12 protein-coding genes are annotated in these 15595 nt (G+C 48.3%); 1 reads left to right on the top strand and 11 read right to left on the bottom strand.

Annotation, left to right across the window (positions count from 1 at the left end; translation table 11 throughout):
• Positions 1–63 precede the first annotated feature (63 nt).
• The gene (gene guaB / locus IE082_RS01105; RefSeq protein WP_189490471.1) at positions 64–1524 is read right to left on the bottom strand and encodes an IMP dehydrogenase; all 1461 of its coding nucleotides are present in this window, start codon (positions 1522–1524) and stop codon (positions 64–66) included.
• 114 nt (positions 1525–1638) lie between these two features.
• On the opposite strand from guaB, the gene IE082_RS01100 reads away from it, so the two are divergent.
• On the top strand, positions 1639–2655 hold the full coding sequence (locus IE082_RS01100) for a DMT family transporter (protein ID WP_189490469.1): 1017 nt from the start codon (positions 1639–1641) through the stop codon (positions 2653–2655).
• Positions 2656–2684: 29 nt separating this feature from the next.
• On the opposite strand, the gene IE082_RS01095 is transcribed toward IE082_RS01100, so the two are convergent.
• The 10 genes from IE082_RS01095 to clpS all read right to left on the bottom strand — a co-directional run bounded on the left by IE082_RS01095 (position 2685) and on the right by clpS (position 15468).
• Positions 2685–3596 carry an AEC family transporter gene (locus tag IE082_RS01095; protein WP_189490466.1) on the bottom strand — a complete coding sequence of 304 codons (912 nt, stop codon included), beginning with the start codon at positions 3594–3596 and terminating at the stop codon, positions 2685–2687.
• A gap of 97 nt (positions 3597–3693) precedes the next feature.
• Positions 3694–4260 carry a dCTP deaminase gene (gene dcd, locus IE082_RS01090; RefSeq protein WP_189490464.1) on the bottom strand — a complete coding sequence of 189 codons (567 nt, stop codon included), beginning with the start codon at positions 4258–4260 and terminating at the stop codon, positions 3694–3696.
• Between the two features lie 150 nt (positions 4261–4410).
• Positions 4411–5850, bottom strand: a complete 1440-nt coding sequence (gene lpdA / locus IE082_RS01085; RefSeq protein ID WP_189490462.1) for a dihydrolipoyl dehydrogenase — start codon at positions 5848–5850, stop codon at positions 4411–4413.
• A gap of 18 nt (positions 5851–5868) precedes the next feature.
• On the bottom strand, positions 5869–6384 hold the full coding sequence (locus IE082_RS01080) for a hypothetical protein (protein WP_189490460.1): 516 nt from the start codon (positions 6382–6384) through the stop codon (positions 5869–5871).
• Positions 6385–6386: 2 nt separating this feature from the next.
• Entirely contained in the window at positions 6387–7631 is a 1245-nt protein-coding gene (gene odhB / locus IE082_RS01075) for a 2-oxoglutarate dehydrogenase complex dihydrolipoyllysine-residue succinyltransferase (protein ID WP_189490458.1), read from the bottom strand.
• 104 nt (positions 7632–7735) lie between these two features.
• Positions 7736–10597: a 2-oxoglutarate dehydrogenase E1 component gene (locus IE082_RS01070; RefSeq protein ID WP_189490456.1), complete on the bottom strand. Its 2862-nt coding sequence runs from the start codon at positions 10595–10597 to the stop codon at positions 7736–7738.
• 242 nt (positions 10598–10839) lie between these two features.
• Complete coding sequence (yaaA, locus tag IE082_RS01065) at positions 10840–11622, bottom strand: peroxide stress protein YaaA (RefSeq protein WP_189490454.1); 783 nt, start codon at positions 11620–11622, stop codon at positions 10840–10842.
• A gap of 37 nt (positions 11623–11659) precedes the next feature.
• Positions 11660–12511 carry a 4-hydroxybenzoate octaprenyltransferase gene (gene ubiA, locus IE082_RS01060; protein ID WP_189490452.1) on the bottom strand — a complete coding sequence of 284 codons (852 nt, stop codon included), beginning with the start codon at positions 12509–12511 and terminating at the stop codon, positions 11660–11662.
• Between the two features lie 232 nt (positions 12512–12743).
• A complete protein-coding gene (gene clpA, locus IE082_RS01055) occupies positions 12744–15071 on the bottom strand; it encodes an ATP-dependent Clp protease ATP-binding subunit ClpA (RefSeq protein ID WP_189490450.1) in 2328 nt (775 codons plus the stop codon).
• 70 nt (positions 15072–15141) lie between these two features.
• Positions 15142–15468, bottom strand: a complete 327-nt coding sequence (clpS, locus tag IE082_RS01050) for an ATP-dependent Clp protease adapter ClpS (RefSeq protein ID WP_189490448.1) — start codon at positions 15466–15468, stop codon at positions 15142–15144.
• Positions 15469–15595: the final 127 nt, after the last annotated feature.

Below are 15595 nucleotides of genomic sequence, written 5' to 3'. Positions count from 1 at the left end.
GCTTGAAAATGACTCGCTATAAAACTTGTGGGTGGACAATGTCCACCCACAAGTTTTTTGAGACTAACCCATCGAATAATTCGGCGCTTCCTTGGTAATCTGTACATCATGCACATGCGATTCACGCATCCCTGCTGAAGTAATTTCCACAAACTCAGCTTTGGTGCGCATGTCTTCAATCGACGCGCAGCCACAGTAACCCATGGATGAGCGGATACCTCCGACGAGTTGGTGGACGATGTTCAGTGCGCTGCCTTTGTACGACACGCGACCTTCGATGCCTTCGGGGACGAGTTTGTCGACATTGCCTTCGTTGTCTTGGAAGTAGCGGTCTTTCGAGCCTTGCGCCATCGCGCCGAGGCTACCCATACCGCGGTATTCTTTATACGAGCGGCCTTGGTAAAGGACGACTTCACCCGGTGATTCTTCGGTACCTGCAAACATTGAGCCGAGCATCACGCTGTACGCACCAGCGGCCAAGGCTTTAGAAATATCACCCGAGTAGCGGATACCACCGTCACCGATGAGCGGTACGCCTGTGCCTTCCAATGCTTTCGCCACGTTGGCAATCGCAGAGATTTGCGGTACACCGACACCCGCAACGATGCGAGTGGTGCAAATTGAACCCGGACCGATACCGACTTTAACACCATCTGCACCATGCTCAACCAATGCGAGCGCGGCGGCGGCTGTGGCGATGTTGCCGCCGATGACGTCGACTCGCGGGTAGTTTTGTTTCACCCATTTGACACGGTCAAGCACGCCTTGCGAGTGGCCGTGCGCGGTGTCAACGATGATGACGTCCACGCCTGCTTTGACAAGTAAATCAACGCGCTCGTCATTGTCAGGACCGACACCAACTGCTGCGCCGACACGCAAGTGGCCGAGTGCGTCACGCACAGCATGTGGATGTTCTTTGGCTTTTTGGATGTCTTTAACGGTGATGAGGCCACGCAGCTCATCTTTGTCATCGATGACGAGGAGGCGTTCGAGGCGGTGTTTGTTCAGTAAACGTTTCGCTTCATCGAGTGATTCGTCTTCGTGAATGGTGACGAGTCGTTCGCGTGGCGTCATTTTGTCGGAGACCAAGCGTGACATATTTTCTTCAAACCGCAAGTCGCGGTTGGTGATGATGCCAACGACTTTTTTGTTATGAATCACAGGAAAACCAGAAACGCCTGCATCTTGCGATAACTCCATGACTTGCAAAACCGTCATGTCAGGTGTCACGGTGATGGGGTCCCGTAAAATACCTGATTCGTAGCGTTTGACTTTCGCGACTTCAAGGGCTTGTTTGGCAGGTGTGAGGTTTTTGTGAATGATGCCCAAACCACCTTCTTGTGCCAATGCGATGGCCAGACGTGATTCGGTCACGGTGTCCATAGCGGCAGAAACTAAGGGGATATTAAGGCGGATGTTGCGCGAGAGCTGGGTTGAGAGCGACGCGTCGCGCGGGAGAATGTTTGAATAAGCTGGGACGAGCAAAACGTCGTCGAAAGTGAGGGCTTTCTGAATTAACCGCATGGGGTTTTCCTTTCGCACAAAGCGAAATGATACAGGATTTTAAATATTTGCGTGATAAAATTACTGGATATTTGGCATAACTCCTCAACTTTAACCACTGATTATTATTTTTTCATGAATTCATCCATCGCTCCCTCAAGCGCTCACTCACCCTTGCAAAAAGGCGTATTTTTTGGCGTTTTGGCGGGTGCGATGTGGGGCTTGGTATTTTTATCACCGAAAATCACTCACCAATTCTCACCGCTCACACAAATGGTCGTGCGCTATGTGTGCTATGGCCTATTTGCAGTGGTATTTAGCATACGGACGATTGTGCCACTGGTGCGTCAGTTGACAGCTGATGATTGGCGGAAACTAATCATTTTGTCTTTACAAGGCAACATCATTTACTACATGCTGCTTGCCACAGGTGTGAAATACGCAGGTATCGCACCCACCACGCTCATCATCGGCGTACTGCCACTGACCATCACGCTGATGGGGCGACATGAGCACGACTCACTACCGATGCGCAAATTGCTTTTGCCTTGTTTACTCATCGTCGCGGGGATTGGTTCGATTGGCATTGATGTGTTTTTGCACGGCAATGAAACGTTAAACAGCACGCCGTTTGAGCGTGCATTGGCACTGATTTGCGCAGCAGGCGCGCTGGCTTGCTGGACTTTTTATGCTTATCGCAACGCTCGATATTTGCGCGCTCATCCGCACGTCACCGCCAGCGATTGGTCTAACCTCACAGGGGTCGTGACAGCTCTACTTGCTTTGGTGATGTTGATTGTCGGATATTTGGTGGCTTTGTATTCACCTGAGCATTTATTGGCGCTGAACATGGATGCTTCTTTGGATTGGCTACAATTTATTTTGATTGGCGGTTTTGTGATTGCGTTTTGCGCATCGTTCCTCGGTAATATCATGTGGAACAAGGCCAGTCAACTGTTGCCAATTAGCCTATCCGCCCAACTCATTGTATCGGAGAGCTTGTTTTCGTTGTTGTACGGATTTTTATACGATGCCCGCTGGCCGCGCGGTTTGGAATGGACGGCGATGGCTTTGTCATTGACAGGTGTTCTATGGGCAATTCAGCTCCATGTCAAAACCCACCCGAAAGATGCGCCGCCTGAAATGCATTGAACGCCATAAACTTAGATAATCGGACTCAATCAAACCAAAGCCAACGCCAAGCCAAACGGCACAAATACCAGTGACAGCACATTACCGATGAGGACAATCGCCGCCACTTTTGAGGGTTCTTGTTGGTAATAATCCGCCATCATGAAGCACGACACCGCGGGCGGTAAACTGGCAAACAAGTAAATCTGCGCCATCTGCTGTTGTGTCAAATCAAACCAACCAAACTGCTGTGCAATATACGCAAACAATAAACTCCCCGCAGGACAAAGCACACCGCCGAGCAGACCGATTTTCATCTGCCGCCAATCAATATCCAACAAGCGCACCCCCAGCGCAAACATCATCAGCGTAATCGCTGCCTGCGTGAAAAAATTCAATAATTGCTGTACCGGCTCTGGCACAGGCAGACGCAGCAAAGCCATCGTCAAACCCAGAACAATCGACCAAATAATCGGTGTATTAAACAATCGCCATGACAGTCGCCGTCCTGACAACAGCCAAACACCCAAGGAGAAATACAGCAGATTGCACATCACAAACAAAATCGCTGCCTGCGCAAAGCCTGCCGCACCGAACGCAAGCAACGCCAACGGCAACCCCATATTGCCGCAGTTGTTGTAAATCATCGTCGGCACCAATGTACGCACTTGGATATTGAAAATCTTAGCCGCCACATAGCCGCACGCCACGCTGCCCAAAATCACCCACAACCCCGCTAACATCAAGGCGCCGTTCGCATAAATATCAAATGACTTTTGACTCATCGCGCCGAAAATCATCATCGGCGTGAAAAACTCCATCACTAATGGATTAATCGCCCCCATTTGCTGAGGTGCCTCATTCGGTCGCAGACGACCATAAACATAGCCGCAGACAATCACCCCCAACACAGGAAAAATAATCGCGGCGATTTGCGTAAACAAACCCCAAAATGAAGTCATTAAAAAACCATCCGAATAAAAAAACCCTGCACAGCGCAGGGTTCGTGATTCACAAGCAAGCATTCATGTTTTTAGTGAAGCATGAAACAGCCATGAGTTACATGCGCGGTACAACCACACCTGTCTGTCCTTGATATTTGCCGCCACGGTCTTTGTATGACGTCTCGCACACTTCATCAGACTCAAAGAACAATACCTGCGCACAACCTTCATTCGCATAAATAATCGCAGGCAGCGGCGTTGTATTAGAAAACTCCAACGTAACATAGCCTTCCCACTCAGGCTCAAATGGCGTCACATTCACGATGATGCCGCAGCGTGCATAAGTTGACTTGCCCAAACACACCGTCAACACGCTACGTGGAATACGGAAGTACTCAACCGTGCGCGCCAATACAAACGAGTTTGGTGGAATAATACACGTGTCACCAACATGCTCAACAAAGCACTTTGGATCAAAATTTTTCGGGTCAATGATGCTGTTGTTCACATTTGTGAAAATCTTAAACTCATTGGCGCAGCGAATGTCATAGCCATAACTCGACGTGCCGTAGCTCACAATGCGCTGATCATTCACATAGCGCACTTGCCCCGCTTCAAACGGCTCAATCATGCCTGTTTGCTCAGCCATACGGCGTATCCATTTATCTGATTTGATGCTCATGGTTTATCCTGTTATCTAAGTTGCGGCATTTTAGCAGTTTGGCCTGCGCTTGGGGTGATTTTGATGGGTTCTTATCCACTCAACCACTAATCATCAAATACAACAAAGACGCGAAAAACCGCGTCTTTGTTGTCATTCACCCTGCATTCATCACATATTGAGCGTGCGTTTATCCACAGCCAATGCTGCTTCTTTCATCACTTCTGACAAACTCGGGTGTGGATGACACACACGAGCGATGTCCTCAGCCGCAGCTTTAAACTCCATCGCGACAACTGCCTCAGCGATCAAGTCAGAAGCACCTGTACCAATGATATGAACGCCGAGAATTTCGTCCGTGGCAGCATCAGCAATCATCTTCACAAAGCCTTCTGGCGCATCCATACCCAAAGCACGACCATTAGCCATAAATGGGAATTGCCCCGATTTATAAGCACGACCTGCCACTTTAAGTTGCTCCTCAGTACGACCCACCCAAGCAATTTCGGGCGATGTGTAAATCACCCAAGGGATGCAGTTGTAATCAATGTGCGGCTTTTGACCAACGATTCGCTCAGCGACGGCAACGCCCTCTTCTTCTGCTTTATGAGCCAACATTGGCCCTGGAATCACGTCGCCAATGGCCCAAATACCGTTTACGGCAGTTTGGCAGTCGTGATTGACTTCGATGAAGCCACGCTCGTTGGTTTTGACGCCAACCGCTTCTAAGTTCAGATTATCTGTGTTTGGCACACGACCGACCGATACGATGAGTTTGTCACAGTCAAGTGTTTTATCAGCACCCGCAGAATCTTTGTAACTGATAGAAATGCCTTTTTTCGCGGTTTTGACATCATTGATGGACACGCCGAGTTCAAACTTCAAGCCTTGCTTCTCAAACAACTTTTTCGCTTCTTTGGCAATCGAGCCATCCGCCGCACCTAAGAATGCAGGCATTGCTTCAAGTACCGTCACCTCAGCACCCAAACGACGCCAAACAGAACCCAACTCCAAACCAATCACACCCGCACCAATCACACCAAGTTTTTTCGGTACATCGGTGAAATTCAGCGCACCTTCGTTGTCACAGATGATTTGATTGTCCACTGCGATGTTTGGCAAATGACGGGCTTTTGAACCCGTCGCGATAATCACATTTCTTGCACTAACGATTTGCTCCGAGCCGTCTTTCGCCGTGACTTTCACTTGTGTTTGCCCATCGGCTTGGCCGACGAATGCGCCATAACCTTTGAGCAACGTGACTTTGTTTTTCTTAAACAAATACTGAATGCCGCCTGTCATTTTGTCCACAATGGCATTCTTACGTGCCACCATTTTGGCAGGGTCAACAGAAACACCTTTAACCGAAATGCCGTTGGTCTCAAAATGATGGTTTGCATCTTCAAACAAATGTGATGAGTGCAATAACGCCTTTGACGGAATACAGCCCACATTCAGGCAAGTCCCACCCAAACGTGGTTCACCCTTTGGGTCACCATAAGGATTGCCTTCAATACAAGCAGTAGACAAACCCAACTGCGCCGCGCGAATTGCAGCAATATAACCGCCCGGGCCTGCGCCGATGACGACTACGTCGAAATTTTGTGACATGATTTTCCTTTAGAAACTTTACTGACACTTTGCAGCATAATCTGTTGACACCGAAACACGCCCTTCAGGAGCTATTTCATTTAAGACAAAAACACATTTTGAGTCAATCAGTTGCAAATATGCTTCATAAGATGCATTAGGTTTAGGTAAAAAACTACGAGAGATATCGCCAGAGCAATAGTTAATGGAAGATGAGTAGCCCATCCGCAGTGTCTGAGGCATGCCTGCATTAACTTTAAACACATATGCTTCAGGCCCATTAACGGTATTTCTGATGCTTTGAGTAAAACCACCAGAGAGCTTTTTCTTTTCAGGATTGTTATCAGAAAAACAAGCTGCATCTGGATAAAAAGTTATGCCAACAGCATTTTCACCAATGACTTTTAGCGTAGCAGCTTCATTTGGTTTAAAAATAGTTGGCTGATAAGCCTCTTGTGGAGATTTGGCAACAGAATAAACTATCGCAGCAGTCATACACCCAGACAGAGGCACAAAAGACAGCAACGTAAGATATGTACGAATATTCTTGATCATTATTAAACGTCCAACAACAACCGCGCTGGGTCTTCTAATGCTTCTTTCATCGTCACTAAACCGAGCACCGCTTCACGACCATCGATGATGCGATGGTCATACGACATAGCGAGGTAGTTAATCGGGCGAACAACGACAACGCCGTTTTCAACCACAGCACGCTCCTTAGTAGCGTGGACACCGAGGATGGCTGATTGCGGTGGGTTAATGATGGGGGTTGAGAGCATGGAACCAAACACACCACCGTTAGAAATTGAGAATGTACCGCCTGTCATTTCTTCGATGGTGAGTTTGCCGTCTTTGGCTTTCGCACCGTATTCAGCGATTTGTTTCTCGATGTCTGCGAGGCTTAATTGATCTGCGTTGCGGATAATCGGCACAACGAGGCCGCGTGGAGAGCCGACAGCGATACCGATGTCGAAGTAACCGTGATAGACAATGTCGTTGCCATCGACTGAGGCGTTGAGCACTGGGTATTTTTTCAAAGCGGCAACGGCGGCTTTGACGAAAAAGCTCATGAAGCCGAGTTTGACGCCGTGTTCTTTCTCAAACTTGTCTTTGTATTTGTTGCGCATGTCGATAACGGGCTGCATATTGACTTCGTTAAATGTCGTCAAAATGGCGTTGGTCGATTGCGATTGCAACAAACGCTCTGCGACACGGGCACGCAAGCGGCTCATCGGGACGCGCTGCTCTGGGCGGTCAGCGAGGATGTTTTCGACGCTAATCGGTGCTTTGACGGCTGGAAGTGTCGCGCCTGCTGCTGGAGCTGGGATGGTTGAGGCGGTAACAGCTGCTGCACCTGAAGCGGCTGCGAGTGCATCGCCTTTGGTGATGCGGCCGTCTTTGCCTGTGCCTGTGACATTGGTTAAATTGTTTTCAGCGATGATTTTCGCAGCCGATGGCATGGCTGTGCTGGTTGCCGTTGCAGCAGGTGCAGCGGCTTGAGCTGCGGGTGCAGCGACTGGCGCAGCAACTGCGGCGGGTGCACTCGCACCTGCTGTAGCTTCTGTATCAATTTTTGCGATGAGTTGTCCGCTCGTGACGGTCGCGCCGTCAACGGCGATTAACTCAACGATGACACCTGCCGCTGGTGCAGGTAATTCGAGCACAACTTTATCTGTTTCAACGTCGATGAGATTTTCGTCACGGGCAACAGGTTCACCGATTTTTTTATGCCATGTGAGAAGCGTGGCTTCGGCAACTGATTCGGATAACTGGGGGACAACTACGTCAATAATGGCCATGATATTTTCCTATTTCCTGATTTTGTATGGTGGGTTTTACACCTGTCCAATAATTTGAGTTAATGGTGGGCAAAGCCCACCCTACGCAATAACAAATGCGGCACTTATTTTTTCAAAAACGATTTGAGCTTACCGAACGCTGCTTGCATCATGGCTTTTTGTTGCTCATAGTGCTTAGCATAGTAACCGACAGCAGGCGATGCTGATGCTGCACGACCTGCATAAGCGAGTTTTTGTCCTTCGGTGAGATTCTCAAACAAGTTGTGCTGAATCTGGAACCACGGGCCTTGGTTTTGTGGCTCGTCCTGTACCCAGATGATTTCTTCGAGGTTCGGGTATTTTTTTAGCTCAGCAGCGAATGCTTTGTGTGGGAATGGATACATTTGCTCCACACGAATCACTGGGACGTTTTGATCTTTCTCTTCGCGACGTGCGGCGAGGATGTCGTAATACACCTTACCTGAGCAGACGAGTGCGCGTTTGACTTTTTTGGCATCAACACTGACGGTGCTGTCCACTTCACCGATGACGGTTTGGAATGAGCCTTTGGCCAAATCGTTCAAGTCTGAAATCGCTTCCTTGTGTCGCAGGAGAGATTTTGGTGTGAATATAATCAATGGCTTACGGAAATCACCTACCATTTGACGACGCAAAATATGGAAAATCTGCGCGGGCGTGGTTGGCTGAACGACTTGCATATTATGATCCGCACACAACTGCAGATAACGTTCAATACGCGCAGATGAGTGTTCTGGACCTTGACCTTCATAGCCATGTGGCAACATGAGGGTTAAACCTGAAGCTCGCCCCCATTTGACTTCGCCGCTGCTGATGAATTGGTCAATCACAACTTGCGCGCCATTGGCAAAATCACCGAATTGTGCTTCCCAAATCACCAGTGTGTTCGGTGCAGTCGTTGAGTAACCATACTCGAAGCCCAAAACGGCTTCTTCTGACAATACCGAATCAATCACCGTAAATGAGGCCTCTGTCGAAACATTTTGCAGCGGAATGTACGTGCCATCGTTCCAACGCTCACGCGCCTGATCATGCAGCACCGCATGGCGGTGAACAAACGTACCTCGGCCAGAATCCTGACCAGTAATACGGATGTCATAACCATTTGCGAGCAAAGAAGCAAACGCAAGGTGTTCGCCCATCCCCCAGTCAAGCGGCTGCTCACCATTCGCCATAGCTCGGCGATTCTTCATCAAAGTCGCCACCAGCGGATGCATCGTGAATGATTCTGGGATCGTGGTGATTTTTTCGCCCAATCGCTTGATTTCAGTCAAAGGCAACGATGTGTTGGCAGCATCCGCCCATTTTTTATTTAAAAAGGTTTGCCAATCCGCAGCAAACTCATGCTTGTGATTGCTCAACACCTCAGTGTGGTAATGACGACCTTCGTCCATCGCTGCACGATAGTCTTCGATCATTTTATCCGCTTCACCTGCTTTAAGCACACCTTGGGCTGTGAGCTTTTCAGCATACAGTGCACGTGTACCTGGGTGCTTGCCAATGGATTTGTACATCAATGGTTGCGTCAAAGCGGGTGTGTCTTGCTCATTGTGACCAAGTTTGCGGAAACACACGATGTCAAGCACCACGTCTTTTTTGAACTGTTTACGGTAATCGAGCGCAAGCTGTGTCGCCCACACCACTGATTCGGGGTCATCACCGTTGACGTGCAGTACAGGTGCTTCAATCATTTTTGCCACATCTGAGCAATATGTAGTTGAGCCTTTGTCGCGTGGGTCAGAAGTAGTAAAACCGATTTGGTTGTTGATCACGATGTGAATCGTGCCATGTGTGCCGTAGCCACGTGTTTGCGCGAGATTCAGCGTTTCCATCACCACGCCCTGCCCTGCGAACGCTGCGTCACCGTGGACTTGGACTGGCAATACTTCATCACCTGTAACATCACCACGACGATCTTGGCGTGCACGCGCAGAGCCTTCCACCACTGGATTAACAATCTCCAGATGCGATGGGTTGAATGCGAGTGAGAGATGGACAGGACCGCCTTCGGTTGATACGTCGCTAGAGAAGCCTTGGTGATATTTCACATCACCTGCGGGCAAGTCATCACCGTGTTTGCCTTCAAACTCGGCAAACAGATCTGCTGGATTTTTACCCAACGTATTGACCAACACGTTCAAGCGGCCACGATGCGCCATGCCAATCACTATTTCTTTCACGCCTTGGCTACCACTGTGTTGAATCAACTCGTCCATAGAAGCAATAAAACTCTCACCACCTTCGAGTGAGAAGCGTTTTTGACCCACATAACGCGTGTGTAAATAACGCTCCAAACCTTCGGCCTCTGTCAATTCAGACAGAATACGGCGCTTCTTTTCGGCCGAAAACTGCGGCGTGGCTTTGGTTGACTCCAAGCGCTCTTGCCACCAACGTTTTTCTGTGGGATCAGAAATATACATGAACTCAGCACCCAATGTGCCGCAATACGTGGTGCGCAAAGCTTGCAAAATGTCGCGCAAGCTCATGTTGTCTTGACCAAAATAAGTATTGGATGCGCTGTATTGCTCATCCAAATCAGCTTCGGTTAAGCCGTAAAAAGAGGGTTCTAACTCAGGGATTTCAGGGCGTTCACGACGGTGCAGCGGATCCAACTCAGCCCAACGCGCGCCAAGAAATCGGTATGCTGCGATGAGGGATTGGACGCTGACTTGTTTTTTGGCGTGACCCAGATTGGTATTGGCGGCCTGATTGGCCAAGAATTTATTTTGTTTCGCACGCTGCGCGAAAGACTCAACCACAGGCGCGTGAGCCAAATCACGTGCATCAATCGCGCCGTTGGACGCGGGCACGTGCTGCATGTTGTCAAAATATTGACGCCATTGCTCAGACACGGAGGCTGGGTTATCGAGATACTGTTCATATAACTCTTCGACATACGGCGCATTGCCGCCAAAGAGGTACGAATTAGACAAATAGTCCTTCATCATGATGGGCTTTTCCTTTCTGTGCGCTTCGCACAAGGGGATTAGGGAGAACACTCCCACTGACATCGCGGCCACACCGCTCAGTCAATAGCCAACGTGTCACTGTCTAGACACATCGGGGTCGAGTGGAAACAATAGAATCTGTCGCAAACTTTCACGATTAGACCCGAAAACCACTGGTAAATCTACATGCACTGCAGCATTTTAGAGGATATTTTTCGATTTGTTTGAACTATTTGAGGCCATCAAACGCTCTCTCGTACAAAAATCCACTGCTTTACGCCATTTTTGCCATTTTTTTCAGTCAAAAATCGATAGCCATCTTCTGTAAAGCCTTTAAGTAACTCAGGCTTTTCAATTTTTTGCTGCACAATAAATCGTGCCATGACGCCACGCGCACGTTTGGCAAAAAAGCTCACGATCTTATAACTGCCGTTTTTACCCTCCTGAAACACGGGTTGAATCACAGGATGGCGCAACGCCTTCACTGGCACCGCTTTAAAATATTCATCAGATGCCAAATTAATCAACACAGGCACTTTATGCTCATCGAGCTCATTATTAAGATGGTTGGTCAACGAGTCACCCCAAAACGTGTACAAATCCTTGCCTTTCGGATTGGCCAAAGCTGTCCCCATTTCCAAACGGTAGGCGCGCATCAAGTCAAGCGGTCGCAATATGCCATACAGTCCAGACAATGTGCGCACCACTTTTTGCGCTCGCTCTAATTCGCGTGCAGAAAGAGTTTTTGCATCAAACCCGAGGTAAACATCTCCATCAAACGCCAGAATAGCAGGTTTGGCTGTTGCCTCATCAAACACAGGTTTCCATTCAAGATTGCGAGCCACATTCAGATGAGCCAACTTATCGGAAATATGCATCAACTGAGATAACTCAGGCACATCATACTGACGCAATAATTTCATCAAAACGCTCGCCTGCTTAACAAACTGCGGCTGCGTCGCCTGTTTCACACGAAAAGGCGTTTCAAAATCCAAACTTTTTGCAGGAGATAGCACAACCAGCATAGTCAATCCATTTCAATACAATTTATTTAACAGGGGTTTACAACAAGGAAACTAGCGTACCCACAAAAACCGCTGCACCCAGCCAATGATTGTGTAAAAACGCTTTAAAGCACAGCATTCGTGCACGAGTGCGAATCAGTGTGTAATGGTAAATCGCCAGTATCGACGCGGCAAGCAAACCGATAAAGTAAGGCCAGCTCAAAAACATTAAAATCCCCACCCAAGCCATTAAACCCACAAACAGCGCATAGCAGACCATCACCGCCACCACATCGTAACAACCAAATGTAATCGCTGACGTCTTAATGCCGATTTTCAAATCATCTTCTTTATCCACCATCGCATACTCGGTGTCATAAGCAATGGTCCAAAACACATTGGCCAGCAGCAACCACCAAGCCACTACAGGAACCTGATTTTGAATCGCAGCAAACGCCATTGGAATGCCGAAACCAAAGGCAATCCCTAAATACGCCTGAGGGATGGCAAAAAAACGCTTAAAAAATGGATAGCTCGCCGCCAAAATCGCCGCCACCACCGCCAACTTGATGGACAGCACATTGAGTGTCAGAGCCAAACCGCCAGCAACCAATGCCAGCAAAATCGCTACCGAAACAGCCTCTTTACTCGAAATCTGTCCACTTGTCAGAGGCCTATCTTTGGTGCGTGCCACGTGCTTATCAAAATCACGATCGGCAAAATCGTTAATAGCACACCCAGCCGAGCGCATCAAGATCGTGCCCGTCACGAAAACAAACAATATGTTCAGAGGTGGCATACCACCAGCCGCCAGCCAAAGCCCCCACAAAGTCGGCCACAGGAGTAACAAAATGCCAATGGGCTTATCTAAACGAATCAGGCGAATGTATTGTGTCAGTTTATTAGGCATGAGATGGAGGGTGTCACTATCACTATAATGATATGCGTTATGTCAAATATGACAGCAGATTTGAAAATATAAGAACTTGGTAAAGCAACTGTCAGGTCATTAATTAATAAACCCACATTATAGCGCCACCATCAGATCAATCATCTTCAAAAAAACCAAACCGAATCAAGTCCCTCGCAAACTCATAAAAAAGACCCGCTCAACACGGGTCTTTTTCGGAGAAAACACCAGCTTACGCTTCCGCATCCACCACTTCGGCTTTTTCGCTGGCTTTTTTACGAGAAGACTTGATGTCCAAAATCACTTTATCACCTTCAGAAGAGTAATCGACGGTCACCACACCCCCGTAAACAAGTTTACCAAACAGCAACTCATCGGCCAACGCGCGACGCACCGTATCTTGAATCAGACGAGCCATCGGGCGCGCGCCCATCAGTGGGTCAAAACCCGCTTTGGCCAAATGATGACGCAAGGCATCGGTAAAATGAATTTCCACTTTTTTCTCGTGCAGTTGCGATTCGAGTTGCAGTAAGAACTTATCCACCACTTGCAAAATAATTTCTTCATCAAGCGCAGCGAACGGCACAATCGCGTCGAGTCGATTACGGAACTCAGGGCTAAACGCTTTTTTGATTTCCGCCGAGTCGTCTTGACTTACCGATGCTTTACTAAAGCCAAGTGAATGCTTTTGTGAGGCCATCGCGCCCGCATTCGTGGTCATGATGAGAATCACATTGCGAAAATCCGCTTGACGACCATTATTGTCCGTCAATGTACCGTGATCCATAACTTGCAACAGCACGTTAAAAATATCAGGATGAGCTTTCTCAATCTCATCGAGCAGCAACACCGCATGCGGTTTTTTCGTCACCGCATCGGTGAGTAAGCCACCTTGATCAAAGCCCACGTAACCGGGCGGCGCACCAATCAATCGGCTCACTGCATGACGCTCCATGTACTCAGACATATCAAAGCGAATCAGCTCAATACCTAAGACGAACGCTAATTGCTTGGCCAGCTCAGTTTTACCCACCCCAGTCGGGCCGCTGAATAAAAACGAGCCAATCGGTTTATCCACTTTGCCCAAACCAGCACGAGCCATTTTAATCGCAGAAGCAACGGCCGAGATTGCATTGCGTTGGCCAAAGACCGTGGCTTTCAAATCACGCTCAAGGTGTTTGAGTTGCGTGCGATCGTCCGAATTGATATTTTTCGGCGGAATGCGCGCGATTTTGGCAATCAAATCCTCAATATCCACTTTTGTGATGCTTTTTTTGCGAGCCTCGGTAGGCAACACGCGCTGCGCAGCACCTGCTTCATCAATCAAATCAATTGCTTTATCTGGTAAAAAGCGGTCATTCATGTATTTTGCTGACAATTCGGCCGCTGCCACAATCGCAGACGGCGCGTATTTCACATGATGGTGGCTCTCAAACTGTGGTTTTAAGCCCTTTAAAATGGTGATGGTTTGCGCCACAGTTGGTTCTGTCACGTCTATTTTATGGAAGCGTCGCGCCAGTGCAGCATCTTTTTCAAACACTTGACGATACTCATTAAAGGTGGTTGCGCCAATACAGCGCAACTGACCACTCGAGAGTGCAGGCTTGAGCAAATTACCCGCGTCCATTGCTGAGCCGCCCGTTGAACCAGCGCCAATAAGCATGTGGATTTCGTCAATGAACAAAATCGCGTTGGGCTTTTCACCCAGCTCGTTAATCACATCTTTCAAACGCTGCTCAAAATCACCACGGTATTTCGTCCCCGCCATGAGCGCACCCATATCGAGCGCATATACACGCGCCTCTGACAACACCTCAGGCACTTCACCTTGTACGATTTTCCACGCCAAACCTTCAGCAATCGCTGTTTTGCCAACGCCCGCTTCACCCACTAAGACGGGGTTGTTCTTGCGACGACGGGACAACACTTGCACTGCGCGCGTAATTTCAGCCTCACGTCCGACCAGCGGATCTAGCTTGCCCTGCTCTGCCAATTGATTTAAATCACGGGCGTATTTATACAAAGCGGTGTCTTGTTGTATGGCTTTTTCAAATTCTTTGTCTGCTGGTTGACCCGATGCTGCACCGCCCAATCCTTCAAATGGACCTTCGTTGGCTTTAGGCGTTTTGCGCACACCGTGCGACAAAAACTGGGTCACATCAACGCGTTCAACGCCTTGTTTGTTCAAAAAATACACTGCATGCGAGTCTTTTTCGCCAAAAATAGCCACCAAAACCTCAACACCCGTGACCTCTTTTTTATCATTACCACCGGACTGGACATGCATAATGGCACGCTGCATCACGCGCTGAAAGCCTAATGTGGGCTGTGTGTCTACATCATCCGTGCCATCGGCAATCGGAATATTTTGCATGATAAAGCGCGACAATTCTTGCTTTAAATCAGCAATATTTGCCCCAGTTGCCTCCAACACGTCAATCACGAGCGGATTGTCTGCCAGTGCAAGCAATAAATGTTCCAGTGTCAAATACTCATGGCGTGACTTGCGTGCTTCTACAAACGCCAAATGGAGGGTGACTTCTAAGTCTTGGGCAATCATGGTATTTCCAATCGATTCAAAATCTATTACTCATTAAATAACAAACAGAGAAAACGGTTCTCGTTTAAGCTCACGCATCCATCACACACTGTAACGGGTGGCCATGTGCTCGAGCGTGTCTCATCACACGCATGACCTTGGTTTCAGCCACGTCTCGCGGATAAGCACCACAGACTGCTTTGCCTTCGTGATGAACTTTCAGCATAATGGCCTCAGCTTCATCCACTTTTTTATAAAAAAAATCGGTCAATACCTGCACCACAAACTCCATCGGCGTGTAATCATCATTGAGCAACCATACCGAATAAAGTGGTGGTGGCGCAACAACGGTTTCACGCTCCAGCACTGCTGTACCTGAACCATCACGATGGGAAGGCTGCTTTTTTTTCTGACTCATTGACAAAAACCTCAAAGATTAAACACGGATTCACAGCAAACAGACAAGTAAACACACTCTGTTTATTTCATGTCTCATATTAAAGCAAAATCAAAAAACTTGCGCACGGCCCATGCGATTTAGGGGC

This window comes from Formosimonas limnophila (assembly GCF_014652675.1).
Taxonomy (GTDB): domain Bacteria; phylum Pseudomonadota; class Gammaproteobacteria; order Burkholderiales; family Burkholderiaceae; genus Hydromonas; species Hydromonas limnophila.
This window is presented reverse-complemented; position numbering and strand designations above follow the sequence as displayed.

What these genes read in the sequence shown, in the direction of transcription:
- guaB (WP_189490471.1), bottom strand. Translation starts at nt 1,524, where the DNA reads ATGCGGTTAATTCAGAAAGCCCTCACTTTCGACGACGTTTTGCTCGTC.
- IE082_RS01100 (WP_189490469.1), top strand. Translation starts at nt 1,639, where the DNA reads ATGAATTCATCCATCGCTCCCTCAAGCGCTCACTCACCCTTGCAAAAA.
- IE082_RS01095 (WP_189490466.1), bottom strand. Translation starts at nt 3,596, where the DNA reads ATGACTTCATTTTGGGGTTTGTTTACGCAAATCGCCGCGATTATTTTT.
- dcd (WP_189490464.1), bottom strand. Translation starts at nt 4,260, where the DNA reads ATGAGCATCAAATCAGATAAATGGATACGCCGTATGGCTGAGCAAACA.
- lpdA (WP_189490462.1), bottom strand. Translation starts at nt 5,850, where the DNA reads ATGTCACAAAATTTCGACGTAGTCGTCATCGGCGCAGGCCCGGGCGGT.
- IE082_RS01080 (WP_189490460.1), bottom strand. Translation starts at nt 6,384, where the DNA reads ATGATCAAGAATATTCGTACATATCTTACGTTGCTGTCTTTTGTGCCT.
- odhB (WP_189490458.1), bottom strand. Translation starts at nt 7,631, where the DNA reads ATGGCCATTATTGACGTAGTTGTCCCCCAGTTATCCGAATCAGTTGCC.
- IE082_RS01070 (WP_189490456.1), bottom strand. Translation starts at nt 10,597, where the DNA reads ATGATGAAGGACTATTTGTCTAATTCGTACCTCTTTGGCGGCAATGCG.
- yaaA (WP_189490454.1), bottom strand. Translation starts at nt 11,622, where the DNA reads ATGCTGGTTGTGCTATCTCCTGCAAAAAGTTTGGATTTTGAAACGCCT.
- ubiA (WP_189490452.1), bottom strand. Translation starts at nt 12,511, where the DNA reads ATGCCTAATAAACTGACACAATACATTCGCCTGATTCGTTTAGATAAG.
- clpA (WP_189490450.1), bottom strand. Translation starts at nt 15,071, where the DNA reads ATGATTGCCCAAGACTTAGAAGTCACCCTCCATTTGGCGTTTGTAGAA.
- clpS (WP_189490448.1), bottom strand. Translation starts at nt 15,468, where the DNA reads ATGAGTCAGAAAAAAAAGCAGCCTTCCCATCGTGATGGTTCAGGTACA.